The organism is Brucella sp. RRSP16, assembly GCF_052246815.1.
GTDB classification, from domain to species: domain Bacteria; phylum Pseudomonadota; class Alphaproteobacteria; order Rhizobiales; family Rhizobiaceae; genus Brucella; species Brucella intermedia.
In genome coordinates this window covers 16,802-42,437 of sequence record NZ_JBQQAM010000001.1, presented here as the reverse complement: position 1 = coordinate 42,437, position 25,636 = coordinate 16,802, and the positions used below count along the sequence as shown (strand labels likewise).

Sequence of the window (25,636 nt, the reverse complement as noted above, 5' to 3'; positions counted from 1 at the left end):
CGGGCTTTTTTCATTTCAGCCGCGTGAAACCGGCGCTTTCGACAACAGCACCGTGCGGATGGCGAAACTGGAATGAATGCGCGCGACACCCGGCAATCGCGACAGGATTTCCTTGTGAATGACCTCATAGGCCGCAGCATTTTCAGCTTCGACGCGCAGAATGTAATCTGCATCACCCGTCATGAGATAGCATTCCTGCACTTCGGGATGCCGCCGCACCGCTTCCTCGAAACGGTTCAGAAATTCCTCCGTCTGCCGGTCGAGCGTAATGCGCACGATGGCGACCAGCCGCTCATCGCCACCGGATGAGCCGACGATGGCCGTATAGCCACGGATGACGCCGCTTTCCTCCAATATCTGCACCCGTCGCAGACAGGCGGACTGGGAAAGCCCCACCTCGCTGGCCAGTTGGCTGTTGGTCATGCGCCCGTCACGGCGCAGGCAACGGATGATGTTGCGGTCTATACTGTCGAGCGTTGCCATGAATAATCTTCAACCGGAAAGCTAAAATATGCGCAATTTGTGCGGAAATTCGCATAATATGCGATAAATAGCAAAAACATTCGAATAGTCTTCGATTAATATATGAGCAAGCTGTGGGTGTGAGGAGCGGCCGGGTTTCTCCGCCGGGGCTTTATACGCTCTGGGCGGCGCGCGATCCATATCGCCAGCGGCCTCCAGACGTTCTCATCGAGTAGTCGGATGCTTGGAAAGAACCGCGTAAATGGTTGATATGGCGATGCAATTTTCACAGGACGAGCGTGACCTTGCCGCCGGCGGCGTCTTGACCATCGATCTTGCGGCGCTGCGGCACAATTATTCGGCCATTGCCCGTCATATCGCGCCCACGCGCGCCGCTGCTGTCGTGAAAGCGGATGCCTACGGCCTCGGAGCCAGCCGCGTTGCCCCGGCCTTTTACGATGCCGGTTGCCGTGATTTCTTCGTCGCCCATCTTGGCGAGGCCATTGCGCTGAAGCCGTTTCTCCAGCCCGATGCGACACTTTACGTTCTGAACGGTCTTCAGCCGGGAACGGAAGCAGCCTGTGCTCGCGACGGCATCCTGCCGGTGCTGAACTCGCTGGAACAGATCGAAAACTGGGGGGCACTCGCCGCCAGACAGGGCAGAAAGCTGCCTGCCCTTCTGCAACTCGATACCGGCATGTCGCGTCTTGGCCTCTCCGCCAGTGAATTCGAGCGCCTTCTGGAAAATTTCGCGCTTCTGGACAATATCGACATCAAGTTTGTCATCAGCCATCTGGCCAGCGGCGACGAGCCGGAAAATGCGGCAAACGCGCGCCAGCTTGCCAATATGACGGCCCTGCTTGTGCGCCTGCCGAAACTTCCGGTTGCCTTCGCCAATTCCGGCGGCAGCTTTCTTGATAAATCCTATCATTTCGACCTCGCCCGTCCCGGCGTCGCGCTTTATGGCGTTGGGCCCGAAAATGAGATCGTTCCTGTCCTCACCCTTTCGGCACGTGTCATTCAGGTGCGCGATATCGACAAGGGAGCGGCGGTTGGCTATGGCGGCACCTATGTCGCTGAAGGCCCGACGCGGGTCGCGACCATTGCGGTGGGCTATGCCGATGGCTGGTTCCGCTCTCTCAGCAACAAGGGTTCTGCCTTTTTTGGCGATACGCGCCTGCCAATCATCGGTCGCGTATCGATGGACTCGATCACGCTTGACGTCAGCGCATTGCCGGAAGGCACGCTGAAACTCGGCAGCCTTGTGGAACTGATTGGTCCGCACCAGCGTCTCGAAGACGTGGCGCGCGACTGCGACACCATTCCCTATGAAATTCTGACTGCGCTCGGCAACCGTTATGCACGTGTCTACGTGGAGAGCGGCGCGAGCGACATAAAAGCATAAGACAAGAGGCGAACATGCAGATCACCATCCTCGGCAGCGGCGTCATCGGCGTTACGACCGCTTACTACCTCGCCAAGCTCGGTCATGAGGTAACCGTTGTCGACCGCGAAGAAGGCCCGGCACTGGAAACGAGTTTTGCCAATGCCGGCCAGGTTTCGCCCGGCTACGCCTCGCCCTGGGCTGCTCCCGGCATCCCGTTCAAGGCCGCGAAATGGCTGTTCCAGAAGCACGCGCCGCTCGTTCTGCGCCCGACCTGCGATCCGGTCCAGTACAGCTGGCTCCTGCAGATGCTCGCCAACTGCACCGACAGCCGCTACAAGATCAACAAGACCCGCATGGTGCGCGTGGCCGAATATGCGCGCGATTGCCTTGTCGATCTGCGCAAGGATACAGGCATCGAATACGACCAGCGCATGCAGGGTACGCTCCAGCTGTTCCGCGAACAGTACCAGCTTGACGGCATCGGCAAGGACATTGAAGTGCTGCGCCAGGATGGCGTGCCGTTCGAAGTGCTCGACCGCGAAGGCTGCGTCAAGGTGGAACCGGCGCTTGCGCATGCGAAGGACAAGTTCGTCGGTGGCCTGCGCCTGCCGCATGACGAAACCGGCGACTGCTTCAAATTCACCAATGCGCTGGCAAAGATTGCCGAAGGGCTTGGCGTGAAATTCCGCTTCGGCGTCAACATCAAGTCGCTGCTGATGTCCGGCGGCAAGGTTTCCGGCGTCGAGACTTCGCAAGGCATTCTGACTGCCGACCGCTATGTGGTTGCGCTTGGCAGCTATACGCCTGCACTGGTCAAGTCGCTCGGCCTCAACGCCCCGATCTATCCCGTGAAAGGCTATTCGATTACTGCGCCGATCATCAATGAAGAACGCGCCCCGGTTTCGACCGTACTCGATGAGAGCTACAAGATCGCCATTACTCGGCTTGGCGACCGCATCCGTGTCGGCGGTATGGCGGAAGTGTCGGGCTTCACCAAGGATCTGCCTGCCGCGCGCCGCGCAACGCTGGATCTGTCGGTCACCGACCTGTTCCCCGGCGGCGACCTGAAAGCTGCAACCTTCTGGTCGGGCCTGCGCCCGATGACGCCGGATTCCACGCCGATCATCGGTGCGACGCGCTATGACAACGTGTTCATCAATGCCGGTCATGGAACGCTTGGCTGGACCATGTCGTGCGGTTCCGGCAAGCTGCTCGCCGACCTTATTTCCGGCAACAAGCCGGATATCCGGGCGGACGACCTTGGCATTTCCCGCTACGAATAAGAGAATGCCTGTGCGCCGTCAAAAACTTGGCGGCGTGCAGGCGCTGACGATTTCGCACGGCACCGGCCCGACGCAACGAAACCGGTGCGGCAGCTTTGAGGAAAAGTAATAGGCATCGCCCGGCCCCAATATGCGGCGCTCGGCTCCAACCGTCACTTCAATGCGGCCTGAAATGACGATGCCTCCCTCCTCGCCCTCGTGCATTAGAAGCACTTTGCCCGTGTCTGAACCGGGCTCGTACCGCTCCTTCAGCATCTGCAGCGAACGTGAAAACAGATGGTCGCCCACCTGTCGGTAGGAGATCGGCCCCTTGCCGATTTCCACAAGCTCCTCCGCCTGATAGAATACCTTGTGCGGCGCATCCGGTTCGAGCGCGAAAAACTCGGCCATGCCGATGGGAATACCGTCGAGAATGCGCTTCAATGCGCCGACCGACGGGTTGGACTGATTGGCTTCGATGAGGGAGATGGTCGAATTGGTCACGCCTGCCCTTTTGGCAAGCTCGCGCTGTGACAGATTCTGCCGCATGCGCACATAACGAAGCCTCCCGCCGATATCGATGCTCATCGAACCTTCCCTTCATGTTTATGATGTTCGATATAGCACAAACCTGATAATTATCCCACATGAAAACAATAGCTTAATATTTTGAAGAAAAGGACTTGTTGCCCTTCGCAAAGCGTGTCCTGCTACCCCCAAACAGGAGGACACCATGCTCACCAAAACCAACGCGCCAAGCCTTGAGAATTTCTGGATGCCGTTTACCGCAAACCGGCAGTTCAAGGCAGCGCCTCGCCTGCTCGCAAGTGCTTCGGGCATGTACTACACCGACACCGACGGCAATCAGGTTCTGGACGGCACGGCTGGCCTGTGGTGCTGCAACGCCGGTCATGGCCGCAAGCGCATTACCGAAGCGGTCGAACGCCAGATTTCCACCATGGATTTCGCGCCCACCTTCCAGATGGGCCACAATGTCGCCTTCGACTTTGCCGAAAAGCTAGCCGCTATTGCGCCCGGCGGACCGGATGCGAAGCTCGATCGCGTGTTCTTCACCAATTCCGGCTCGGAATCGGTCGACACTGCACTGAAGATCGCCATCGCCTATCAGCGCGCCATCGGACAGGGCACCCGCACCATGGTTCTGGGTCGCGAAAAGGGCTATCACGGCGTCGGTTTCGGCGGCATTTCCGTCGGCGGCCTCGTCAATAACCGCCGCGTCTTCCCGCAGATTCCCGCCGATCACCTCCGCCACACGCTCGATATCGAGAAGAACGCCTTCTCCAAGGGCCTGCCTGCGCATGGCATCGAACTGGCGGATGATCTGGAACGCCTGGTGCAACTGCATGGCGCGGAAAAGATCGCTGCTGTCATCGTTGAACCGATGTCCGGTTCGGCTGGCGTCATCCTGCCGCCGAAGGGCTATCTGGAGCGCCTGCGCGCCACGGCAGACAAGCACGGCATCCTGCTGATCTTCGACGAAGTCATCACCGGTTTCGGGCGCCTCGGCACGCCGTTTGCCGTCGATTATTTCGGCGTTGTGCCTGACCTCGTGACCACCGCCAAGGGCCTGACCAACGGCGCCATCCCGATGGGCGCAGTCTTCGCCAGCCGCAAGGTGCACGATGGCCTGATGACCGGCCCGGAAAACGCCATCGAGCTTTTCCACGGCTATACCTATTCCGGCCATCCGGTCGCCTCCGCCGCCGGTCTCGCCACGCTGGAAGTTTATGCCGAAGAAGGTCTTCTGACCCGCGGCGCGCAGCTTGCCGACCACTGGCAGGAAGCGTTGCACTCGCTCAAGGGCGCTTCGAACGTCATCGACATCCGCAACCTCGGTCTGGTCGGCGCCATCGAGCTTTCATCGCGCGAAGGTGCACCGGGTGCCCGCGCCTATGACGTCTTCGTGGATTGCTTCAAGAAGGGCCTGCTGATCCGTGTCACCGGCGATGTGATTGCCCTCTCGCCGCCGCTGATCGTGGAAAAGGAACAGATCGACACGATCGTTTCCATCATCGGCGACGCCATCAAACGCGCAGCCTGACCAACACCCAGGTCATGCTGCCTTTTAGCCGCCGCTGTTCCCCTGCGGCGGCTTTTTTCCACGCCACTTATCCCTGCGACGGCGTGAAGTTCGCCACCAGCGCATGGCTGTCTCCGGGATAGGTAAAGCGCACATGCGTCACCGGCTGATCAGCGTTCCAGGTCTGGCGTTCGATCACCAGACAGGGCGAACCCAGCGGAATACCAAGCACGCCCGCATTTTCCTGCGTGGCGGCAATTGCGCGGATGGAGTGTTTTGCGCTGCTCCACGGCACGCATGAAACCAGCCAGGGGCCAGGCGAATTTTCGGCAAAGTCGGTTGACGCCGCCGTTGGGACCGCATCCAGACTGATGATGCGCTCCTCCAGCGCAAAGACGCGCTTGCCCGCAAAGTGACGGCAGACAAGTTCCACCAGCGGCGTATGGCGCGGCATATCGATATGCCTTGCGTCGGCTGGCCCGCTCAGTCGCTCGCGCCGGCTCGTCAGTTCGAACCGATAGGCCACGCCAAGCGCCGCCACCTCATCGCGAATATCGTGAATTTCGAGGATTGCCGCCTGCGACTGCGGAAAGGAGACGAAGCTTCCCGACCGGCGCTTGCGCTCGATCAGGCCCGCCTTGGCAAGCTGGGTCAGCGCCTTGTTCACGGTCATGCGCGAACAGCCGTATTGTTCCGTCAGTTCATGTTCGAACGGGATGCGATGGCCGGGCAGCCATTCCCCCGACAGGATGCGCGATTCGATATCGTCCAGAATACGCTGATGCAGCGAAAGCGCCGGTGTTTCCTTTGCGATCGAATCTCCGCCAGCCATGCCGTCTCCTGTCAGGCGAGTAATTCGCCTATGGTTTTCTGGAAAGCACGCTCGGCTTCATCGCGCAAGCGGTGACGCCCGCCTTCCACCTGTTTAACGCCACGCACCCATACATCGTTGATATGGGCGCGACAGCCGAAAATCCAGCCGTCCAGCACCGCGTCGCCTTTTGCATGCGGCAGACGCCCCGCATCAAGCGCAACGAAATCGGCTGAAGCGCCAATTTTCAGGCCATCGCCGGCGCGTCCCATGGCGATATTGCCGCCCGCAACCGCGCCATCGAACAGCGCGCGCCCGGTCGATCCTTCGTTTTCGGCCAGCACATTGCGGGCGCGATGGAACAGACGCTGCGAATATTCAAGCTGTCGCAACTCGTCGCCAATGCCGATCAGCACGTTCGAATCCGAGCCAATGCCGAACTTGCCACCGGCAGCGGCAAACACCGTCGCGTTGAAAGTCCCGTCGCCGAGATTGGCTTCCGTCACCGGGCAGAGACCGGCAATCGCACCCGCCTGGGCCATATGCTTCGTTTCATCGTCGGTCATGTGGGTTGCGTGAATGAGGCACCAGCGCGACGACAGGTCCTGATTATCGAGTAGCCATTCGACCGGGCGCTTGCCCGACCAGGCGATGCAGTCCTCGACTTCCTTCACCTGCTCGGCCACATGGATATGCACCGGCGCATCGGGCAGAAGCTGCGTAACGACGTTGAGTTCATCCGGCGTGACGGCGCGCAAACTGTGCGGGGCAACACCCAGAACAGCGCCATCGAAACCCGCCAGCGCCAGCTTGCAGCCTTCCAGCAGTCGCGCAAAGCGCTCCGGATCGTTGATGAACCGGCGCTGGCCTTCATTGGGAGCCGCGCCGCCAAAGCTCGAATGCGCATAAAAGACCGGCAGGAGCGTCAGGCCCATCCCCGCCCTTTCGGCAGCGGAGACAATGCGATCCGCCATTTCGGAAAGATTGGCGTAAGGCGCGCCATCACGATCATGGTGCAGATAATGGAATTCGCCGACGCGCGTAAATCCCGCCTCCAGCATATCGACGTAGAGGCGCAGCGCCACGGCTTCCGCCTGTTCGGGCGACATGGTGAGCGCGAATTTATACATGATCTCGCGCCAGCTCCAGAACGAATCGGCGGACGGGCCGCGCCGTTCCGCAAGCCCTGCCATGCCATATTGAAAAGCATGGCTGTGCAGGTTCGGCATGCCCGCGACGACGACCGCATGAGGTTCATCACCCGGCTTCACGGACGAACCCGCATCAAGCGACACGATCTTTCCATCAGCAATGCCGATCCGCACGTCGTCGGCCCAGCCGCTCTCGAGGAGCGCCTGACCGGCATGGACAAAACGTGTTTTGAGCGTGGCATCTGACATGGATAGGCTCTCCTCGACTTCGTTCTCATGCATTTCGACGCAAAGCAGTTTCCGCTTTTAGATCGAAAATGCTCCGGCGCATTTTTTTCTTTGCTGTTCCGGTAATATGTATATACATTATCTCAAAACAGGGGAAGCGAGAAAACGCTCATGCTCAAGAATTCAAGCACCGTTTTCACCAACGCTCGCATTGCGACGCTGGAGGAAAATGCCGCAAATCTCGGTTTGATCGAACGGGCGGCGCTTGCCGTCAGGGATGGCAGGATCGTCTATGTCGGTCCCGAAAGCGCGCTGCCGGGTGAATATGATTCCTTCGACAGGATAGATTGTGGCAACCGGCTCATCACGCCGGGATTGATCGACTGCCACACGCATCTTGTCCATGCAGGCAATCGCGCGCACGAGTTCGAACTGCGTCTCAACGGTGCATCCTATGAGGAAGTCGCGCGCGCTGGCGGCGGCATTGTTTCCTCGGTCAAGAACCTGCGTGCCGCCAGCGAAGACGATCTGGTGCGCGAAACCCTGCCCCGGCTCGATGCGCTGATTGCCGAAGGCGTCACCACCGTCGAAGTCAAATCCGGTTACGGTCTCGACCGCGACAGCGAGATCAAGTCCCTGAAAGCTGCCCGCCGTCTTGGCGAAGAGCGTAACGTGGCGATCCGCACGACCTTCCTCGGCGCGCACGCCCTCCCGCCGGAAATGAACGGCGACAAGGCCGCCTATATCGATCGCGTCATCAATGACATGCTGCCCGCCATTGCCGCCGAAGGACTGGCCGATGCCGTCGATGGCTTCTGCGAGGGGATCGCCTTCCTGCCTGATGAAATCGCCCGCGTGTTCGATGCGGCCAAGGCCCATGGTCTTGCCGTCAAGCTTCATGCAGACCAGCTTTCCAACCTGCATGGCGCGGCACTTGCCGCGTCCTATGGCGCGCTTTCGGCCGACCATCTGGAATATACGGACGCGGAAGGCGCTGCCGCGATGGCCAAGGCCGGAACCGTGGCCGTGCTGCTGCCCGGTGCCTATTACTTCATCCGGGAAACGCAAAAGCCGCCGGTCGATGCCTTCCGCGCTGCAGGCACCAGGATGGCGCTTGCCACCGACAACAATCCGGGCACGTCGCCGCTGACTTCGCTGCTCCTGACCATGAACATGGGCGCAACGCTCTTCCGCATGACGGTGGACGAATGCATCGCGGGCGTTACCCGCGAGGCCGCACGCGCGCTCGGCATACTCGACCGTACCGGAACGCTGGAGACCGGCAAGGACGCCGATCTCGCCATATGGGACGTCGACCGTCCGGCTGAACTTGTCTACCGCATCGGCTTCAATCCGCTCTGGAAGCGGGTGTTCAAAGGCCAGCTTTAACTCATTTGCAATGGAGCCTTCCATGACCATCATCCTCAAGCCCGGCAGCGTATCGCTGGAAACGCTTGAAACAATCTATCGCGATGGCCTCCCCGTCCGCATCGATCCGGTCTTTCATGCCGGTGTTGAAAAAGCGGCAGCGCGCATTGCGGAAATCGCGGCAGGCGACGAGCCGGTTTACGGCATCAATACCGGCTTCGGAAAACTCGCCTCGATCCGCATCGCGGCAGGCGATGTCGCCACCTTGCAGCGCAATCTGATCCTCTCGCATTGCTGCGGCGTCGGCGAGCCGCTTTCGGAAAATATCGTGCGTCTCATCATGGCACTGAAGCTGATTTCGCTCGGCCGAGGCGCATCCGGCGTACGGCTTGAAGTCATCACCCTCATCGAAGACATGCTGGAAAAAGGCGTGATCCCGATGATCCCCGAAAAAGGCTCCGTGGGTGCATCCGGCGATCTGGCGCCGCTGGCGCACATGACTGCGGCAATGATCGGCGAAGGCGAAGCCTTTTATCAGGGCGAGCGCCTCTCCGGCGCAAAGGCGCTGGAAAAGGCCGGCCTGAAACCGGTCGTGCTTGCCGCCAAGGAAGGGCTGGCGCTGATCAACGGCACCCAGACTTCGACTGCGCTCGCACTCGCAGGCCTCTTCCGCGCCCATCGTGCGGCGCAGACGGCGCTCATCACCGGCGCCCTTTCGACTGATGCCGCCATGGGATCGGACGCGCCTTTCCACGAGGAAATCCACACGCTGCGCGGCCATAAGGGCCAGATCGATGCCGGTCGGGCGCTGCGTGCCCTGCTCGAAGGTTCCGTCATCCGCCAGAGCCACCTTGAGGGCGACCAGCGCGTGCAGGACCCCTATTGCATTCGCTGCCAGCCACAGGTCGACGGCGCATGCCTCGACATTCTGCGGCAGGCCGCACGCACGCTTGAAATCGAAGCCAATGCCGTCACCGACAATCCGCTGGTTCTCTCGGACGGTCGCGCGGTATCGGGCGGGAATTTCCACGCAGAACCCGTTGCCTTCGCCGCCGACCAGATCGCGCTCGCAATCTGCGAAATCGGCGCGATTTCGCAGCGCCGCATCGCTCTGCTGGTCGACCCGGCCTTGTCCTTCGGCCTTCCGGCTTTCCTCGCCCGCAAGCCGGGGCTCAACTCCGGCCTGATGATCGCCGAAGTGACGTCCGCCGCGCTGATGAGCGAAAACAAACAGATGGCGCACCCGGCCTCGGTCGATTCCACCCCCACCTCCGCCAATCAGGAAGACCATGTGTCCATGGCCTGCCATGGCGCGCGCCGTCTTCTCCAGATGACCGCCAACCTCAATGCAATCATCGGCATCGAGGCGCTGACCGGCGCGCTCGGCGTCGAACTGCGCGAACCGCTAACCACCAGCCCCGAGCTTGCCAGGGTGATCGCCGCGTTGCGTGACCGCGTGCCGACGCTGGAAGACGATCGCTACATGGCCGACGACCTCAGGAACGCTGCCGATCTGGTGGCCGATGGCGTGCTTGCCGGTGCGGTCTCGGGCGGCATCCTGCCCTCGCTGGAGGCCTGATCATGAGCGCCTTTGAAGTCCGGCAAGGCACGTCGCCCGTCATTCTGGGCCTTCCTCACACGGGCACGGATGTTCCCGGCGATATCTGCGCGCGCCTCAATGAAAATGGCAGGATTCTCGCCGATACCGACTGGCACATCCACCGGCTTTATGACGGTGTCCTTGAAGGCGCGACCATGGTTCGCGCCACCTTCCACCGCTATTGCATCGACGCCAATCGCGACCCGGCAGGCGTCAGCCTCTATCCCGGCCAGAACACCACGACGCTGATCCCGGAAACCGACTTTGACGGGCTTTCAATCTGGAAGGACGGCGAGGCGCCGACCGAAACCGATATTGCGGATCGCATCGCCCGTTTCCACAAGCCCTATCACGACGCGCTTGCCGCCGAGATCAGCCGTGTGAAGGCGATCCACGGCGTCGCTATCCTATATGACTGCCATTCGATCCGGTCCCACATCCCGTTCCTGTTCGAAGGCAAGCTGCCGGATTTCAACATCGGGACGGATATGGGCAAGACCTGCGCGCCTGCCATCGAAGCCGCCGCCGTCGAGATAACGGGACAGGCCGAGGGCTACACGTCGATCCTCAATGGCCGCTTCAAGGGCGGGTGGACGACCCGTCATTACGGCAAGCCCGAAACCGGCGTGCACGCCATCCAGATGGAGCTTGCCCAGTCCACGCATCTGGCCGCAGAAGCCGTTCCCTTCGCCTATGACGAGGCCAAGGCGGACAAGCTTCGCGTACATCTCAAATCTCTTTTGCAGCAGCTGGAACAGCTGGCTCCCAAATTAATTTCCTGAGGAGAACATCATGTCCAATCCACGCCATAACGAGCGCGAAGTGCGTGCTCCACGCGGCAGCGAACTCAATGCAAAAAGCTGGCTGACCGAAGCGCCGCTTCGCATGTTGATGAACAACCTCGACCCTGACGTGGCCGAGCGCCCGCATGAACTGGTCGTCTATGGCGGCATCGGTCGCGCAGCCCGCACATGGGATGATTTCGACAGGATCATCGCGACCCTCAAGACGCTCAACGAAGACGAAACCCTGCTGGTGCAGTCGGGCAAGCCCGTCGGCGTGTTCCGCACCCACAAGGATGCGCCACGCGTCCTGATCGCCAATTCCAACCTCGTGCCGCATTGGGCAACCTGGGATCACTTCAACGAACTGGATAAGAAGGGTCTTGCCATGTATGGCCAGATGACCGCCGGTTCGTGGATCTATATCGGCGCGCAGGGCATCGTTCAGGGCACCTATGAGACCTTTGTGGAAGCCGGTCGCCAGCATTATGACGGCAACCTCAAGGGCAAATGGATTTTGACCGGCGGCCTGGGCGGCATGGGCGGTGCCCAGCCTCTTGCAGCAGTTATGGCCGGCGCCTGCTGCCTTGCGGTGGAATGCGACGAAACCCGCGCCGATTTTCGTCTGCGCACCCGTTATGTCGATGAAAAGACCCACAGCCTCGATGAGGCCCTGGCGAAGATTGAAGCATGGACCAAGGCTGGCGAGGCAAAGTCCATTGCGCTCATCGGCAATGCGGCTGAAATCTTCCCGAAACTCGTCAAGCGCGGCGTGAAGCCGGATATCGTCACCGACCAGACTTCCGCTCACGATCCGGTGCACGGCTATCTGCCGATCGGCTGGTCCGTCGCCGAATGGCGCGCCAAGCAGGAAAGCGATCCAAAGGCCGTTGCCAAGGCTGCCCGCGCCTCGATGAAGGTGCAGGTTCAGGCCATGCTCGACTTCTGGAACGCAGGCATTCCAACGGTCGATTACGGCAACAATATCCGCCAGATGGCGCTGGAAGAAGGACTGGAGAACGCTTTCGATTTCCCGGGCTTCGTGCCTGCCTATATCCGCCCGCTCTTCTGCCGCGGCATCGGGCCTTTCCGCTGGGCTGCGCTTTCCGGTGACCCTGAGGATATTGCCAAGACCGACGCCAAGGTAAAGGAGCTGTTGCCCGACAACAAGCACCTGCACAACTGGCTCGACATGGCGAAGGAGCGCATCGCCTTCCAGGGCCTGCCTGCACGCATCTGCTGGGTCGGCCTCGGCGACCGTCACCGCCTTGGCCTCGCCTTCAACGAAATGGTCAGGAACGGCGAGCTGAAAGCGCCGGTCGTGATCGGTCGCGACCATCTCGACAGCGGCTCGGTTGCTTCACCGAACCGCGAGACCGAAGCGATGAAGGACGGCTCGGACGCCGTCTCCGACTGGCCGCTTCTGAACGCGCTTCTCAACACAGCCTCGGGCGCGACATGGGTGTCGCTCCATCACGGCGGCGGCGTCGGCATGGGCTTCAGCCAGCATTCGGGCATGGTCATCTGCTGCGACGGCACCGAAGATGCCGATGAGCGTATCGGTCGCGTGTTGTGGAACGACCCTGCAACCGGCGTCATGCGCCATGCCGATGCGGGCTATGACATAGCGCTCGACTGGGCGAAGCAGCAGGGCCTGCGCCTGCCCGGCATACTCGGAAACTGAGGTCGAATGGCGCTCACGATCCTCAAGGCCGAAAACCATCGCCGCATGCCGTGGAAAAACGGCGGCGGCGTCACGGTCGAAATCGCCATTCATCCGCAAGGCGCGTCAGTCGATGATTTCGACTGGCGCGTTTCCATGGCCACGGTGGCCAGCGATGGCCCGTTTTCCGTCTTTCCCGGCATCGATCGCACATTATCGGTGCTGGAGGGAGACGGCATCCTGCTCGATGTCGAGGGGGAGGAAACGAAGCTCACCCGCGAAAGCGCACCGCTGGCTTTTGCCGCCGATGCGCGTTCCAGTGCACGGCTGATCGGATCGGCCATTACCGATCTCAACGTCATGACACGGCGCGGTCGCCTTGCCCATAATGTCAGGCGCCTGCCTGTCGATGGCACCACATTGACCGTGGCCGATGGCAACCCGGCGCTTCTTTTCTGTTCCGAAGGCCAGCTCGATTTGAATTCAGGTTCCGGGGCAGTTCGCCTGGAGAAACTGGACTGCGCGGTTTTCGCAGGCGGCAACGCCGAGCCCCTGACGATCAGGGGCAAAGGAACGGCATTTCTGATCTCGATTGTTGCAATCTGACCAGAGCCACTCGCAGCAGGCAGACAGGCCGCACGAAAAATATTCCCTTAAAACATTCAGTGGCATATGAAAGTGCCGCGACTTGTGTCGCGGCCCTTTCACTTCAGGATTCATCCCACATGGCCGTTTCAGCAGAAGATCTCGAAAACCGTATTGTCTACGTCAACGGTGAATATGTTCCCGCCCGCGATGCACGCATTTCCATCTTTGACCGCGGCTTTCTGTTCGGTGACGGCATCTATGAAGTGACCGCCGTGCTGGAAGGCAAGCTCGTCGACAGCGAACCGCATATGCGGCGCCTGCGCCGCTCGACCGGCGAGATCGGCATTGCGATGCCGATGGATGAAAACGAGATCGTGGCCATCGAGCGCGAGCTGATCCGCCGCAACAATCTGACCGAAGGTCTGGTCTATCTGCAGGTGACACGCGGCGACGGACGCGACCGCGATTTCGTGCCTGCAAAGGGCATGAAGCCATCGGTTGTCCTGTTCACGCAGGAAGCGAACCTGCTCGACAAGCCTGCGCTGAAAACCGGCGCGCGCGTGCTGTCGCTGGAAGATCTGCGCTGGAAGCGCCGCGACATCAAGACTGTCTGCCTGCTGCCGCAGGCGCTCGCCAAGGAAATCGCCAAGAATGCCGGCTGCGATGAAGCGTGGATGATCGAAGACGGCTATGTGACCGAAGGTGCTTCGTCCACCGCCTATATCGTCACACAGGATGACGTCATCGTCACGCGCCCCAACAGCAATTCCATCCTGCCCGGGTGCACGCGCCTGTCGCTGCTGCAACTGATCGCCGAGACCGGCATGAAGCTGGAGGAGCGCCTTTTCACCATCGATGAGGCCTATGCGGCCAAGGAAGCTTTCCTCACCAGCGCAGGCACATTCGTCACGCCGATCACCGTCATCGATGAAAAGTCCATCGGCGATGGCAAACCCGGCCCTGTCGCCCAGCGCCTGCGCGAAATCTATCTTGATCACGCCCGCCGCACGGCGATCTGAGGCACGACGCACCCATTTTCCCTCGCTCCTCATCCTGAGCTTGTCGAAGGATCGAAGGGCGAGGGAAAACACACAACGCCTGCCCTCGTCCTTCGAGGCTTCGCTTCGCTCCGCACCTCAGGATGAGGGATAAGCGTCGCGACAGACAAAGCTGAAATTATTGCCCCCAACACAGAACTGCGCCGGAATAGCTTCCGGCGTGGTCTGGAGCTTCGCCCGCCCCCGACGGCGAAGCACCAGGCGTATTTTGGCTATGGTGAGCCGAAAATGGTGGAGTTTGAGAACCGGCGCGCAACGTACTTAAAGGTACGTGAGCACCGGAAGCGCAAAACAACGCCATTTGCAGGCCGCCAGAGCCGAAATATCAGCGCTTCTGGTTATAGACGTCGATACAAACAGCCCCCAGCAGCACGATCCCCTTGATGACCTGCTGATAGTCGATGCCGATGCCGAGGATCGACATGCCGTTGTTCATGACGCCCATGATGAGCGCGCCGATCACCGCACCCGTCACACGGCCCACACCGCCATAGGCCGATGCGCCGCCGATGAAGCAGGCCGCGATCACGTCCAGCTCGAAGCCGATACCGGCCTTGGGCGTCGCCGTATTGAGGCGCGCCGCGAAGACAAGACCGGCAAGTGCTGCCAGCACGCCCATATTGACGAAAGCGAGGAAGGTCAGCCGCTCGGTCTTCACGCCGGAAAGCTTTGCCGCATGGCGGTTTCCGCCCACTGCATAGATCTGCCGTCCGAGCACCGTCCGGTTGGTGAGAAACGCATAGGCCGCAATCAGAACCGCCATGATGATGAGCACATTCGGCAAGCCGCGATGCATGGAAATCAAGAGCGAAAGATAGGCAATCGCTGCAAAGAACAGGATGTTCTTGATGACGAACAGGCCGAACGGCTCCGTTTCCACTTCATGGGCAATATGGCGCTGGCGTGATTTCACGTTCTGCCAGATCATGAAACCGGCAAGCAGCACGCCGATGATGAGCGACGTCAGGTAGACACCACCGGTCGTACCGATGATTTCCGGAATGAAGCCGGACGACAGTTTCTGGAACACGACCGGAAACGGACCCACCGACTGCCCGCCCAGCACGGCCAGCATCAGGCCCTTGAAGACCAGCATGCCCGCCAGTGTGACGATGAAGGACGGAATATTGAAATAGGCGACCCAGAACCCCTGTATCGCACCGATGAGACCGCCCACCAGCAGGCACAGAATTGCCGCGATGGGAAAGGGCACGCCGAGCCTCACCATCATCACGGCGGCAAGCGCGCCGATAAAGCCGCAGACCGAGCCGACCGAAAGATCGATATGGCCGGTGACGATGATGAGAAGCATCCCCAATGCCATGATGACGATATAGCTGTTCTGAAGCACCAGATTGGTGAGGTTCAGCGGCTTCATCAGCACGCCGCCCGTCACGATCTGGAAAAATATCATGATCGCGACCAGCGAGAGCAGCATGCCGGATTCGCGCAGATTGTTCTTGAGATAACGCCCCACGCTGCTTGCAGGAACTTTCGATCCACTGCTTCCGATGATATTCTCGCTCATTGCCGTTTTCCCTTGTTCCGCATGATGGCGCGCATGATGTTTTCCTGCGTTGCTTCCTCGCCGGCGACTTCGCCGACAAAGGCACCTTCATGCATGACGACGATGCGGTCGCAGATGCCGATCAGTTCCGGCATTTCCGAAGAAATGACGACCACGCCCTTGCCGCTGTCTGCCAGTGAATTGATGATTGTGTAGATGTCGTATTTCGCGCCGACATCGATGCCGCGCGTCGGCTCGTCGAGGATGAGCACGTCAGGGCCGGTGAAGAGCCACTTCGACAGCACGACCTTCTGCTGGTTGCCGCCCGAAAGCGTGCCGGTTTCCTGATAGACGTTGTGGCAGCGAATGCTCATCTGCTCGCGATAGGAATTCGCGATCTTCATTTCGCGAATATCGTCGATGACGCCTTTCGGACTGACGCCGCGCAAATGCGCGAGCGAGATGTTGCGCGAAATGTTTTCGCCTAAGACCAGGCCGAGCTTCTTGCGGTCCTCGGTCACATAGGCAAGCCCTGCCTTGATCGCCCGCGCCACGGTGGAAATATCCGCCTGCCTGCCGTTGATACGTGCGTCGCCGCTGATATTCGTTCCCCAGGAACGCCCGAAAAGGCTCATGGCGAATTCCGTGCGGCCAGCGCCCATCAGGCCTGCAATGCCGACGATTTCGCCCGCCCGCACCTTGAACGATACGTTCTTGACCGAATGACGCTCGGGATGCAGCGGATGATAGACCGACCAGTTATCGACTTCGAAGATGACTTCGCCGATCTTGGGATCACGCTTCGGGTAGCGGCTTTCCAGGTCGCGATCCACCATCTTGCGGATGATGTCGTCCTCCTCCACTTCGCCTGCATGACAATCCAGCGTGGCCACCGCCTTGCCGTCGCGCAGCACGGTGATCTTGTCGGCGACCTCGCGGATTTCATTGAGCTTGTGCGAAATGAGGATCGACGTGATGCCCTGCGCGCGAAACTCCCGCAGAAGCGCCAGCAACGCCGCGCTGTCGGTCTCGTTGAGGCTCGCGGTCGGTTCGTCGAGGATCAGGAGCCGCACGCGCTTCGACAATGCCTTGGCGATTTCGACGAGCTGCTGCTTGCCCACGCCGATATCGGTGACGAGCGTATCGGGTTGTTCCGACAGGCCGACCTTCTGCAAAAGCTCGCGGGTGCGCTTGTGCACCGTGCTGCGGTCGATGACGCCATAGCTTGCGGGCGGATTGACGAGGAAAATGTTCTCGGCAATCGTCATCAGCGGTATGAGCGCCAGTTCCTGATGGATGATGACGATGCCAAGCGCTTCGGAATCGTTGATGTCGCGAAACTGCCGTTCCTCGCCGTCGAAGAAGATCGATCCCTCATAGCTGCCATGCGGATAGACCCCCGACAGCACCTTCATCAAGGTCGACTTGCCCGCCCCGTTCTCACCCACAAAGGCGTGAATCTCGCCCGGCATCACGGTAAAATTGACATCGCTCAGCGCTTTGACAACCCCGAAAGACTTGCTGATGCCGCGCATTTCCAGAAGCGGCTTGCCGGAGATATCCGGCTCGCCCTCAGGCTGCTCGCGCAGGACAGGATTGGCTACATTCATCGCTCGCTCCCATTACAAATTCTGCAACCATTGCCCGCGCTGGAAAGACAACGCTGTCAATCGCCAAGCCTACCCCAGCCGAAAGGCTGGGGAGTTTGGGGCAATGGCTTGCAGAATAGTTCCGGGCACATCCTCCGATACGCCCGGAACAATAAATTACTGAATCTGGTCTTCCTTGTAGTAACCGCTATCGACCAGAACCTGCTTCCAGTTCGACTTGTCGACGATCACCGGCTTGAGCAGATAGGACGGCACGACCTTGACGCCATTGTCATAGGTCTTGGTGTCGTTGACTTCCGGCTCCTTGCCGCTCATCAGCGCATCGACCATGTCGACCGTGACCTTGGCGAGTTCACGGGTATCCTTGAAGATGGTCGAGTTCTGCTCACCGGCGAGGATCGACTTCACCGAAGGCACTTCCGCATCCTGACCGGAGACGACCGGCATCGGCATGTCGCCACTGCCATAGCCTACACCCTTGAGCGACGACAGGATACCGATGGAAATGCCATCATAAGGCGACAGGACCGCATCGAGCTTCTTGTCGGCATAATAGGCGGAAAGGATCGAATCCATGCGGGCCTGAGCGGTTGCACCGTCCCAGCGCAGGGTCGCCACCTTGTCCATGCCGGTCTGGCCGCTGCCGATAACGACCTTGCCGCTATCGATATAAGGCTGAAGCACCGACATTGCGCCGTTGTAGAAGAAGTATGCGTTGTTGTCGTCCGGCGAGCCGCCGAAAAGCTCGATATTGAACGGGCCCGGCTTGTTCTTCAGGTCCAGAGCCTTTTCGATGGACTGCGCCTGCAGCACGCCGACCTGGAAATTGTCGAAGGTCGCATAGTAATCGACATTCGGCGTATCGCGGATCAGGCGATCATAGGCGATGACCTTGATGCCTGCGTCATGTGCCTTGGCCAGCACGTCGGAAAGCGTCGTGCCGTCGATCGACGCAACCACCAGAACCTTGGCGCCCTTGGTCACCATGTTTTCGATCTGCGCAAGCTGGTTGGGCACGTCGTCTTCGGCGTATTGAAGATCGGTCTGGTAGCCGCGTTCCTTCAGCACCTTGACCATGTTGTCGCCATCGGCGATCCAGCGCGCCGAAGACTTCGTCGGCATGGCGACGGCGACAAGACCCTTGTCTTCCGCACGCGCCAGACCGCTAAAGGCAAGCGCGGCCATCGCGACTGCCAGTGTTAGAGATTTCATGCCTGCCATTGTCTCACTCCCAAATTGGGACAGGTTTTCTGCCTGTCGTTCTCCCAAAATTTCCGCCCCCACCTTCCGGCCACGCGGAACTCTTCCCGTCGCGAAGCTCCTCAGCCCGCGATCTTGTCCCATGCCGCAACCGCGCGCTCGGCGCGTTCACGAACCTCGGCTGCCGTAAAGCCGGCCTTGTAAAGACTGGAACCCAAACCGAAGCAGCTTACTCCCGCTGTCCGATAGGTCGCAAAATCAGCCTCGGAAACGCCCCCCACGGCGCCGACCGGAACATCCTTCGGCAAGACGGCGCATACCGCCTTGATGCCGTCAGCACCCAGCACGCTTGCCGGAAAGAATTTCAGCGCCGACGCGCCTACGCGGATCGCCGTGAAAGCTTCCGTCGGCGTGAACACGCCCGGCATCGTCACCATGCCATGCTGTCCGGCACGGCGGATGACCTCCGGCTCGACATTCGGGCTCACCAGCAGCCTGCCGCCGACATCATTGAGGCGGTCCACATCTTCAACGGTCAGCACCGTTCCCGCGCCAATCAGCACATTGGCAGGCGCGAGCTTCGCGGCCTTCTCGATCGACACGAACGGCTCCGGCGAATTGAGCGGGATTTCGATAGCCTCGAAACCCGTCTCGATCAGCGCGCCGACAATCGCCTCGGTTTCCTGAGAGCGGATGCCGCGCAGGATAGCGACCAGCGGATAGCGCAATTTCGGCCATGCGATATGCCCGCTCATTGCGCAATTCCTCCGAAGGCGTGCCTTGCCGCCATGAAAAGGCCATCCCGCACCAGCTCGTCCGCCGCCACGCGCCGGACCTTCAGCCCCGCGATTTCAAGCGCGCTGGCATAAAGCGCACCCATCGTGTCGTCCGAAAGGAGCAGCACTTCTTCAGGTCCGCCATGGAGCGTGCGCCCGCCAGCGACTTCCAGCCCGATCAGCAGGCCCGACAAACGGGCCAATTGGTCCGTCGGCTTGCGATCATGCACGAGCCAGCCTGCACGAACGGAAAAGAGCGCATTGGATATCAGCGCCGGACTTTCCAGCGAGGCTTTCACACCCGCCGCGAAAGCCTCGCCATTCGGATCGACCGCACTCGCACCTTCCAGCGCCCCGGCCAGCACCGATCTGTCTTTCAGGAGAGCGAACATTTCGCCGGTCATGAAGGTGCGGTAATCGGCAAGTCCGCCATCGGCAATCCGCACCCATTTGGCATGGGTGCCGGGCATGACCACCACCGCATCCCGCGTTCCGCGATGCACGAGGCCCAGAAGCTTGGTTTCCTCGCCACGCATCACGTCCGGGGCCAGTTCGTCCCGGCGCGCTACACCCGGCAGCATGATAACGTGGCGACGCGCAGGCACGCCCACCGCCGCCTTCACAATGCCCTCCAGCCCGGCGGGTAGGCTCATATAGGGCGCTTCGATCCAGCCGGTCCGCGAACCGGCCATGCCGCATATCACCACCGGCAGATCGTCCGCTGCGCCGACAGAAGCAAGGTGCCGTTCGAGCGTTGGCTCGAAACCAGCTTCCTTTGCCTGTAGCAGACCGTCATCGCCGCGGCTTTCGCCCAGCACATTGCCATCGGCATCCAGCGTCCAGAGGCGGAACCGGGTGGTGCCCCAGTCCGCTACTGCTGCAAATGGCTTTTTATCGAGAGCCATCGGGACCGGCCTTAGTGATTGTCTCGCGGCAGGCCGCGCGTATGCGCGATATCCTGATACTTGACCGCATTTTCCAGAACCGCGCCGGTTTCCATCTGGCCGACAACGGCGCGCTGGATTTCCTGCCACGGCGTCTGGCTTTCCGGATATTTATAGCCGCCCGCAGCTTCCAGCGCCTTGCGGCGCTCGGCCAGTTCCTCATCCGAGATGAGAATATCCGCCGTGCCGCGACCGAGATCGATGCGCACGCGGTCGCCGGTCTTCAGAATGGCGAGACCGCCGCCAGCGGCCGCTTCCGGCGAAGCGTTGAGGATCGAAGGCGAACCCGATGTGCCCGACTGGCGACCGTCGCCGATGCAAGGCAGCGAAGTAATGCCCTTCTTCAAGAGATAATCCGGCGCACGCATGTTGACGACTTCCGCCGCGCCCGGATAGCCGATCGGGCCTGCACCGCGCATGAACAGCACCGTATGCTCATCGATTTCCAGCGACGGATCGTCGATGCGGTGATGATAATCCTCCGGTCCATCGAACACGACCGCCTTGCCTTCAAAGGCATTCGGGTCCTTGTCATCGGACAGGTAGCGATTGCGGAACTCATCCGAAATCACGCTGAGCTTCATGATCGCCGAAGAGAACAGATTGCCGCGCAATACGCGGAAACCGGCATGTTTCTTCAGCGGCTGGTCGTAGGTCTTGATGACATTGCCGTCTTCAATGGTCGCGTTCTTGCAGTTCTCGCCGATGGTCTTGCCGTTGACGGTCAACGCGTCCTCATTGATGAGGCCCTGCCCCATCAGCTGATTGACGACAGCCGGTACGCCGCCGGCATGGTAATAGTCCTCGCCAAGATATTCACCGGCGGGCTGGAGATTGACCAGTAGCGGAATTTCCTCGCCATATTTCTGCCAGTCATCGACCGTCAGGTCCACGCCGACATGGCGGGCAAGGGCGTTCAGGTGGATCGGCGCATTGGTCGAGCCGCCAATAGCGGAATTGACGCGGATCGCATTGACGAAGGCATCCTTGGTCAGAATATCCGACGGCTTCAGGTCTTCATGAACCATTTCCACGATGCGGCGTCCGGTGAGATAGGCCACTTCCTGACGGTCACGATAGGGCGCCGGAATGGCGGCGGAACCGGGAAGCTGCATGCCGAGCGCTTCGGCAAGCGAGTTCATCGTCGTGGCCGTGCCCATCGTGTTGCAATAGCCGGTCGATGGAGCAGACGAAGCAACGAGCTTCACAAAGCCCTGATAGTCGATTTCACCCTTGGCGAGCAGCTCGCGCGCCTTCCAGACGATGGTGCCCGAACCCGTGCGTTCGCCACGGAACCAGCCATTGAGCATCGGACCGACCGAAAGGGCGATGGCTGGGATGTTGACGGTTGCCGCAGCCATCAGGCAGGCGGGCGTGGTCTTGTCGCAGCCGATCGTCAGCACGACGCCATCGAGCGGGTAGCCATAAAGCACTTCCACGAGGCCGAGATAGGCAAGGTTGCGGTCGAGGCCCGCCGTCGGGCGCTTGCCGGTTTCCTGGATCGGATGAACCGGAAACTCGATGACGATGCCGCCAGCCTCGCGCACACCTTCGCGCACGCGCTTGGCCAGTTCCAGATGATGACGGTTGCAAGGCGAGAGGTCGGATCCCGTCTGCGCAATGCCGATGATCGGGCGACCGGACTGCAGCTCTTCCTGGCTCAGGCCGTAATTCATGTAGCGCTCCAGATAGAGCGCGGTCATGTCGACATTATCGGGATTGTCGAACCAGGCGCGGGAGCGGAACTTTGGCGGTTTCGGAGAGACGGGCTTGTTCATTTCATTGTCCTGCGTGGGTGAGAGACCGGAAAGCGGTCTCGATTCCTTCGACGCCGATCCTTAAAATCAGATCGACATTCCAAATGTTTGGTTCATCGCGCATCTTGTCCGAAAACCGTTTCACACTTTTCGGGATGCGCTTTAATCTTCAAATGCTTCGACGACATGCCGCTTTCCGAGCAGAAACGCATCGGCCACATGGGTCAGCGGAGCGAGATCGACATCCGAACGCCCCGAACGGATCAATTGCACGAAACGCTTGTAAAGTCGTTGATATTCGCGGTCCGGCTCGGCCATCTTCTCGGTTCCGGCAATGGCCAGGCGGCTGCCGCCATGGCTGAGCAGAACCGTGCCCTTGTCGGTCTCGACGCGAATGTCCCAGGTCTGCGGGCCGGTCTGGCGCCAGTCCAGCTCGAACGAAACGGGTATGCCGCTTTCCGTCTGGAATTTGAGATCGGCGGCAATCGGCGCCGCACGGTTTTCAGGAAAATACAGATCGGACTGCGTCAGGAAAAAGCGCTCCGGCAGGATATGCGTCACGATGGAAAGCGCATTGATGCCCGGATCGAACACACCGAGCCCGCCCGGCTCCCATATCCATTGCTGGCCGGGGTGCCAGTGGCGCACATCTTCCTTCCATATGACCGAGACCGAACGGATTTCCGCATCTTTCAGGAATTCCCGCGCCGGTTCGACCGCCGCCGCTTCCCGCGAATGCCATGTGGCATAAAGCGTCACGCCTGCCGCTTGCGCGAGCCGTTCCAGCGCCTGCACTTCCGAAATGGTCGCGCCCGGAGGTTTTTCCAGCATCACATGCTTGCGCGCCTTCAGGGCGGCATAAGCCTGTTGAAAGCGCCCTTGCGGCGGCGTGCAGAGCGACACCGCGTCAATGGCGACATCGCTGCCAAGCAGCGCATCGATATCGTGAAAGGACGGCAGGCCGTCCAGCCCGGCATTGCGGCTGGCGATGGCTTTCAGCTCGATGCCATCGACGGCCTCGATGGACGGCAGATGCTGGTCGCGCGCGATCTTGCCGAGACCGACGATTGCGACAGCGATGTTCGATTCAGCCGCCATTTCAGAGCGCCTTCACAACAACGTCTTCGGCGGACGCCTGCGCCAGCCTGTTGACCAGCGGATAGCGGAACGGCTTGGCGGAAATCTCGAACTGGTCGCCAGTTTCCGTCTTCACGCCTTCCGAGAAGGACAGGGTCGCCGTGCCGAAGAAGTGAACATGAATGTCGCCCGGACGGCGGAACAGCTCATATTTGAAATGATGATGTTCCAGATTGGCGATGGTGTGCGACATGTTCGCTTCGCCCGACAGGAACGGCTTTTCAAAAATGATCTCATCGCCGCGACGAATGCGCGAAACGCCTTCCACATGATCCGGCAGCGCGCCCACATAGAGCTCCGGCCCAAGCGCCGCCTGCCGCAGCTTGGAATGGGCAAGCCAGAGATAGTTCTGCTTTTCGGTCACATGGTCGGAAAACTCGTTGGCAAGGCAGAAGCCGAGCCGGAACGGCGTACCATCCGGGCCGATCAGATAGACGCCTGCAAGCTCCGGCTCTTCGCCGCCATCCTCGGCAAAGGAAGGCGAAACCAGTTCACCGCCGGTTGCGACCAGCGCGGAGCCGTCGCCCTTGTAGAACCATTCCGGCTGAACGCCGGTCTCACCCGGCTTCGGCTTGCCGCCTTCGACGCCCATCAGGAACATGCGCATGGAATCGGTCGGCTTCTCGGCAGCCTGCGCGGCCTTGTGCATCTTGTCGCGGCCATCGGCGGAACCCAGATGCGTCAAGCCCGTACCGGCCACGATCAGATGCGCCGGATCGGCATGCGTGATCGGCAGGCCGACGCGGCCCGCTGCCAGGGCGGCATCGATATCGACAGCCTCGCCCTTACCGCTCTTCGCCACCTGTTCTTCAAGGCTGATGCCTGCGGCAATTGCCGCCGAGGCCAGTTCGTAGGTCGTTGCCACGCCCCTGACGACATGCGCCGCTCCCTCGTCATTGCAGGCAGCCACACGCATTTCTCCGCTTTCGTCGCGGAACTGGACCAGACGTAACATTAAACCTCCCGTTTTCCGCATTACCCTTTGCGGAATTCACCCTGACCGCTTGAAAAACACCACAAGGCGTCAATCCACGGTTCGCGTTATTAATATGACTATTTTGCTGCAGCCTGCTTTGTCAAGCAAGCAGACGCCCCCACATGCATCGTTCAGAAAAGCTGCTCCCCGCGCAATGATACAAGCCTTTGTTTCATATTCATAAATTTAGATATTGCCCGTTTGTCGCACCAGCATTTTATTGGGAATTATCGAAAGGCGCTTGCCATAAAGTAATATTATATGCTTCATAAACACGAAGGCCGGGAGGGCCTTATTATTGGGAGGAACTATCATGAAACGCAGTCTGGCGGCTCTGACGGCCGCACTATCGCTTGCCCTGATTTCGAGCGCATCCGCCGCATCGCTGACGGTCGGCTTTTCGCAGATCGGTTCGGAATCGGGCTGGCGCGCCGCAGAAACGGCCCTGACCAAGCAGGAAGCCGAAAAGCGCGGCTATACGCTGAAATTCGCCGACGCCCAGCAGAAGCAGGAAAACCAGATCAAGGCCGTTCGCGGCTTCATTGCTCAAGGGGTCGATGCGATCCTGATCGCGCCGGTCGTCTCCACCGGCTGGGATGCGGTCTTGAAGGAAGCCAAGGAAGCGGAAATTCCGGTCGTGCTGCTTGATCGCCAGATCGATTCCCCGGAAGATCTTTACCTCACCGCCGTCACCTCCGATCAGGTGCATGAAGGCAAGGTGGCCGGCGACTGGCTGGTGAAGGATGTGGGCGACAAGCCATGCAACGTCGTTGAGCTTCAGGGCACCACCGGCTCCTCGCCTGCCATCAACCGCAAGAAGGGCTTTGAGGACGCGATCAAGGGACACGACAACATCAAGATCACCCGTTCGCAGACCGGTGACTTCACCCGCACCAAGGGCAAGGAAGTCATGGAAAGCTTCATCAAGGCCGAAGGCGGCGGCAAGAACATCTGCGCCGTCTACGCCCATAATGACGACATGGCCGTCGGCGCCATCCAGGCCATCAAGGAAGCTGGCCTGAAGCCGGGAACGGAAATCAAGATCGTGTCGATCGACTCCGTGCCGGATATCTTTCAGGCCATGGCGGCTGGAGAAGCCAACGCAACCGTCGAGCTGACGCCGAACATGGCAGGCCCGGCCTTCGACGCGATTGAAGCCTTCAAGGACAAGGGCACCGTTCCGCCGAAATGGATCCAGACGGAATCGAAGCTTTACACACAGGCTGACGATCCGAAGGCCGTCTACGAAGCCAAGAAGGGCCTCGGCTACTGATCCGCTTCATCCGGGCCGCTGTCGGCCCGGATACCCCTTTGCGAAGCGCAAACGG

22 protein-coding genes are annotated in these 25,636 nt (G+C 60.3%); 10 read left to right on the top strand and 12 right to left on the bottom strand.

Features of this window, described 5'->3' with window-relative positions; all coding sequences use genetic code 11:
- Positions 1 to 15 precede the first annotated feature (15 nt).
- Positions 16 to 483, bottom strand: a complete 468-nt coding sequence (locus tag ACS5UA_RS00180) for an Lrp/AsnC family transcriptional regulator (protein WP_021587044.1) — start codon at positions 481 to 483, stop codon at positions 16 to 18.
- A 241-nt stretch (positions 484 to 724) separates the two neighbouring features.
- Between ACS5UA_RS00180 and alr the strand changes: the two genes are divergently transcribed.
- Positions 725 to 1,867 carry an alanine racemase gene (gene alr, locus ACS5UA_RS00175; RefSeq protein WP_443101060.1) on the top strand — a complete coding sequence of 381 codons (1,143 nt, stop codon included), beginning with the start codon at positions 725 to 727 and terminating at the stop codon, positions 1,865 to 1,867.
- 14 nt (positions 1,868 to 1,881) lie between these two features.
- Positions 1,882 to 3,132 (top strand): D-amino acid dehydrogenase, encoded by a 1,251-nt coding sequence (locus ACS5UA_RS00170; protein WP_006467491.1) that lies wholly within the window; start codon positions 1,882 to 1,884, stop codon positions 3,130 to 3,132.
- Positions 3,133 to 3,150: 18 nt separating this feature from the next.
- Here ACS5UA_RS00170 and ACS5UA_RS00165 read toward each other — a convergent pair whose 3' ends face one another.
- A complete protein-coding gene (locus ACS5UA_RS00165; protein ID WP_006467492.1) occupies positions 3,151 to 3,699 on the bottom strand; it encodes a cupin domain-containing protein in 549 nt (182 codons plus the stop codon).
- Positions 3,700 to 3,844: 145 nt separating this feature from the next.
- On the opposite strand from ACS5UA_RS00165, the gene ACS5UA_RS00160 reads away from it, so the two are divergent.
- Positions 3,845 to 5,173: an aspartate aminotransferase family protein gene (locus ACS5UA_RS00160; RefSeq protein ID WP_006467493.1), complete on the top strand. Its 1,329-nt coding sequence runs from the start codon at positions 3,845 to 3,847 to the stop codon at positions 5,171 to 5,173.
- A gap of 67 nt (positions 5,174 to 5,240) precedes the next feature.
- Here the strand turns inward: ACS5UA_RS00160 and hutC are convergent, their stop codons facing one another.
- Together hutC and ACS5UA_RS00150 are read right to left on the bottom strand one after the other, a co-directional pair.
- Positions 5,241 to 5,984 carry a histidine utilization repressor gene (gene hutC, locus ACS5UA_RS00155; protein WP_121995529.1) on the bottom strand — a complete coding sequence of 248 codons (744 nt, stop codon included), beginning with the start codon at positions 5,982 to 5,984 and terminating at the stop codon, positions 5,241 to 5,243.
- Positions 5,985 to 5,995: 11 nt separating this feature from the next.
- Complete coding sequence (locus ACS5UA_RS00150; protein ID WP_443101059.1) at positions 5,996 to 7,363, bottom strand: formimidoylglutamate deiminase; 1,368 nt, start codon at positions 7,361 to 7,363, stop codon at positions 5,996 to 5,998.
- 150 nt (positions 7,364 to 7,513) lie between these two features.
- Here ACS5UA_RS00150 and hutI point away from each other — a divergent pair, with 150 nt between their 5' ends.
- The 6 genes from hutI (at position 7,514) to ACS5UA_RS00120 (ending at position 14,362) form a co-directional block, all read left to right on the top strand.
- Entirely contained in the window at positions 7,514 to 8,731 is a 1,218-nt protein-coding gene (gene hutI / locus ACS5UA_RS00145; RefSeq protein ID WP_443101058.1) for an imidazolonepropionase, read from the top strand.
- Between the two features lie 22 nt (positions 8,732 to 8,753).
- The gene (hutH, locus tag ACS5UA_RS00140) at positions 8,754 to 10,289 is read left to right on the top strand and encodes a histidine ammonia-lyase (RefSeq protein ID WP_443101057.1); all 1,536 of its coding nucleotides are present in this window, start codon (positions 8,754 to 8,756) and stop codon (positions 10,287 to 10,289) included.
- A gap of 2 nt (positions 10,290 to 10,291) precedes the next feature.
- On the top strand, positions 10,292 to 11,092 hold the full coding sequence (hutG, locus tag ACS5UA_RS00135; RefSeq protein ID WP_443101056.1) for an N-formylglutamate deformylase: 801 nt from the start codon (positions 10,292 to 10,294) through the stop codon (positions 11,090 to 11,092).
- Positions 11,093 to 11,102: 10 nt separating this feature from the next.
- On the top strand, positions 11,103 to 12,776 hold the full coding sequence (gene hutU, locus ACS5UA_RS00130; protein ID WP_443101055.1) for a urocanate hydratase: 1,674 nt from the start codon (positions 11,103 to 11,105) through the stop codon (positions 12,774 to 12,776).
- A gap of 6 nt (positions 12,777 to 12,782) precedes the next feature.
- Positions 12,783 to 13,361, top strand: a complete 579-nt coding sequence (locus ACS5UA_RS00125) for a HutD/Ves family protein (RefSeq protein WP_443101054.1) — start codon at positions 12,783 to 12,785, stop codon at positions 13,359 to 13,361.
- A gap of 119 nt (positions 13,362 to 13,480) precedes the next feature.
- Positions 13,481 to 14,362, top strand: coding sequence for a D-amino-acid transaminase (locus ACS5UA_RS00120; protein ID WP_443101053.1), 882 nt, complete (start codon positions 13,481 to 13,483; stop codon positions 14,360 to 14,362).
- A 364-nt stretch (positions 14,363 to 14,726) separates the two neighbouring features.
- On the opposite strand, the gene mmsB is transcribed toward ACS5UA_RS00120, so the two are convergent.
- The 8 genes from mmsB to araD1 form a co-directional block, all read right to left on the bottom strand.
- Positions 14,727 to 15,929 carry a multiple monosaccharide ABC transporter permease gene (mmsB, locus tag ACS5UA_RS00115; protein WP_006467502.1) on the bottom strand — a complete coding sequence of 401 codons (1,203 nt, stop codon included), beginning with the start codon at positions 15,927 to 15,929 and terminating at the stop codon, positions 14,727 to 14,729.
- Positions 15,926 to 17,518 carry a multiple monosaccharide ABC transporter ATP-binding protein gene (mmsA, locus tag ACS5UA_RS00110; RefSeq protein ID WP_151657788.1) on the bottom strand — a complete coding sequence of 531 codons (1,593 nt, stop codon included), beginning with the start codon at positions 17,516 to 17,518 and terminating at the stop codon, positions 15,926 to 15,928. The genes mmsB and mmsA overlap by 4 nt, the downstream gene beginning before the upstream one ends.
- A 156-nt stretch (positions 17,519 to 17,674) precedes the next feature.
- Entirely contained in the window at positions 17,675 to 18,739 is a 1,065-nt protein-coding gene (gene chvE / locus ACS5UA_RS00105) for a multiple monosaccharide ABC transporter substrate-binding protein (protein ID WP_312969653.1), read from the bottom strand.
- A 101-nt stretch (positions 18,740 to 18,840) separates the two neighbouring features.
- Complete coding sequence (locus ACS5UA_RS00100) at positions 18,841 to 19,473, bottom strand: 2-dehydro-3-deoxy-6-phosphogalactonate aldolase (RefSeq protein WP_443101052.1); 633 nt, start codon at positions 19,471 to 19,473, stop codon at positions 18,841 to 18,843.
- Positions 19,470 to 20,399, bottom strand: a complete 930-nt coding sequence (locus tag ACS5UA_RS00095; protein ID WP_443101051.1) for a 2-dehydro-3-deoxygalactonokinase — start codon at positions 20,397 to 20,399, stop codon at positions 19,470 to 19,472. Before ACS5UA_RS00095 ends, ACS5UA_RS00100 begins: the two co-directional genes overlap by 4 nt.
- A gap of 11 nt (positions 20,400 to 20,410) precedes the next feature.
- A complete protein-coding gene (locus ACS5UA_RS00090; RefSeq protein ID WP_443101050.1) occupies positions 20,411 to 22,216 on the bottom strand; it encodes an IlvD/Edd family dehydratase in 1,806 nt (601 codons plus the stop codon).
- A gap of 141 nt (positions 22,217 to 22,357) precedes the next feature.
- The gene (locus ACS5UA_RS00085; RefSeq protein WP_443101049.1) at positions 22,358 to 23,293 is read right to left on the bottom strand and encodes a Gfo/Idh/MocA family protein; all 936 of its coding nucleotides are present in this window, start codon (positions 23,291 to 23,293) and stop codon (positions 22,358 to 22,360) included.
- 1 nt (position 23,294) lies between these two features.
- The gene (gene araD1, locus ACS5UA_RS00080) at positions 23,295 to 24,287 is read right to left on the bottom strand and encodes an AraD1 family protein (RefSeq protein WP_443101048.1); all 993 of its coding nucleotides are present in this window, start codon (positions 24,285 to 24,287) and stop codon (positions 23,295 to 23,297) included.
- Between the two features lie 334 nt (positions 24,288 to 24,621).
- On the opposite strand from araD1, the gene ytfQ reads away from it, so the two are divergent.
- A complete protein-coding gene (ytfQ, locus tag ACS5UA_RS00075) occupies positions 24,622 to 25,581 on the top strand; it encodes a galactofuranose ABC transporter, galactofuranose-binding protein YtfQ (protein WP_006472965.1) in 960 nt (319 codons plus the stop codon).
- Positions 25,582 to 25,636: the final 55 nt, after the last annotated feature.

Excerpts from the sequence above, each read along its gene's own strand:
- ACS5UA_RS00095 (WP_443101051.1), bottom strand. The coding sequence starts at position 20,399 with ATGGCTCTCGATAAAAAGCCATTTGCAGCAGTAGCGGACTGGGGCACC.
- mmsA (WP_151657788.1), bottom strand. The coding sequence starts at position 17,518 with ATGAATGTAGCCAATCCTGTCCTGCGCGAGCAGCCTGAGGGCGAGCCG.
- ACS5UA_RS00150 (WP_443101059.1), bottom strand. The coding sequence starts at position 7,363 with ATGTCAGATGCCACGCTCAAAACACGTTTTGTCCATGCCGGTCAGGCG.
- hutU (WP_443101055.1), top strand. The coding sequence starts at position 11,103 with ATGTCCAATCCACGCCATAACGAGCGCGAAGTGCGTGCTCCACGCGGC.
- ACS5UA_RS00180 (WP_021587044.1), bottom strand. The coding sequence starts at position 483 with ATGGCAACGCTCGACAGTATAGACCGCAACATCATCCGTTGCCTGCGC.
- ytfQ (WP_006472965.1), top strand. The coding sequence starts at position 24,622 with ATGAAACGCAGTCTGGCGGCTCTGACGGCCGCACTATCGCTTGCCCTG.
- ACS5UA_RS00120 (WP_443101053.1), top strand. The coding sequence starts at position 13,481 with ATGGCCGTTTCAGCAGAAGATCTCGAAAACCGTATTGTCTACGTCAAC.
- alr (WP_443101060.1), top strand. The coding sequence starts at position 725 with ATGGTTGATATGGCGATGCAATTTTCACAGGACGAGCGTGACCTTGCC.
- ACS5UA_RS00100 (WP_443101052.1), bottom strand. The coding sequence starts at position 19,473 with ATGAGCGGGCATATCGCATGGCCGAAATTGCGCTATCCGCTGGTCGCT.
- ACS5UA_RS00085 (WP_443101049.1), bottom strand. The coding sequence starts at position 23,293 with ATGGCGGCTGAATCGAACATCGCTGTCGCAATCGTCGGTCTCGGCAAG.
- ACS5UA_RS00165 (WP_006467492.1), bottom strand. The coding sequence starts at position 3,699 with ATGAGCATCGATATCGGCGGGAGGCTTCGTTATGTGCGCATGCGGCAG.
- mmsB (WP_006467502.1), bottom strand. The coding sequence starts at position 15,929 with ATGAGCGAGAATATCATCGGAAGCAGTGGATCGAAAGTTCCTGCAAGC.
- hutI (WP_443101058.1), top strand. The coding sequence starts at position 7,514 with ATGCTCAAGAATTCAAGCACCGTTTTCACCAACGCTCGCATTGCGACG.
- chvE (WP_312969653.1), bottom strand. The coding sequence starts at position 18,739 with ATGGCAGGCATGAAATCTCTAACACTGGCAGTCGCGATGGCCGCGCTT.
- ACS5UA_RS00125 (WP_443101054.1), top strand. The coding sequence starts at position 12,783 with ATGGCGCTCACGATCCTCAAGGCCGAAAACCATCGCCGCATGCCGTGG.
- ACS5UA_RS00090 (WP_443101050.1), bottom strand. The coding sequence starts at position 22,216 with ATGAACAAGCCCGTCTCTCCGAAACCGCCAAAGTTCCGCTCCCGCGCC.
- araD1 (WP_443101048.1), bottom strand. The coding sequence starts at position 24,287 with ATGTTACGTCTGGTCCAGTTCCGCGACGAAAGCGGAGAAATGCGTGTG.
- ACS5UA_RS00170 (WP_006467491.1), top strand. The coding sequence starts at position 1,882 with ATGCAGATCACCATCCTCGGCAGCGGCGTCATCGGCGTTACGACCGCT.
- hutC (WP_121995529.1), bottom strand. The coding sequence starts at position 5,984 with ATGGCTGGCGGAGATTCGATCGCAAAGGAAACACCGGCGCTTTCGCTG.
- hutH (WP_443101057.1), top strand. The coding sequence starts at position 8,754 with ATGACCATCATCCTCAAGCCCGGCAGCGTATCGCTGGAAACGCTTGAA.
- ACS5UA_RS00160 (WP_006467493.1), top strand. The coding sequence starts at position 3,845 with ATGCTCACCAAAACCAACGCGCCAAGCCTTGAGAATTTCTGGATGCCG.
- hutG (WP_443101056.1), top strand. The coding sequence starts at position 10,292 with ATGAGCGCCTTTGAAGTCCGGCAAGGCACGTCGCCCGTCATTCTGGGC.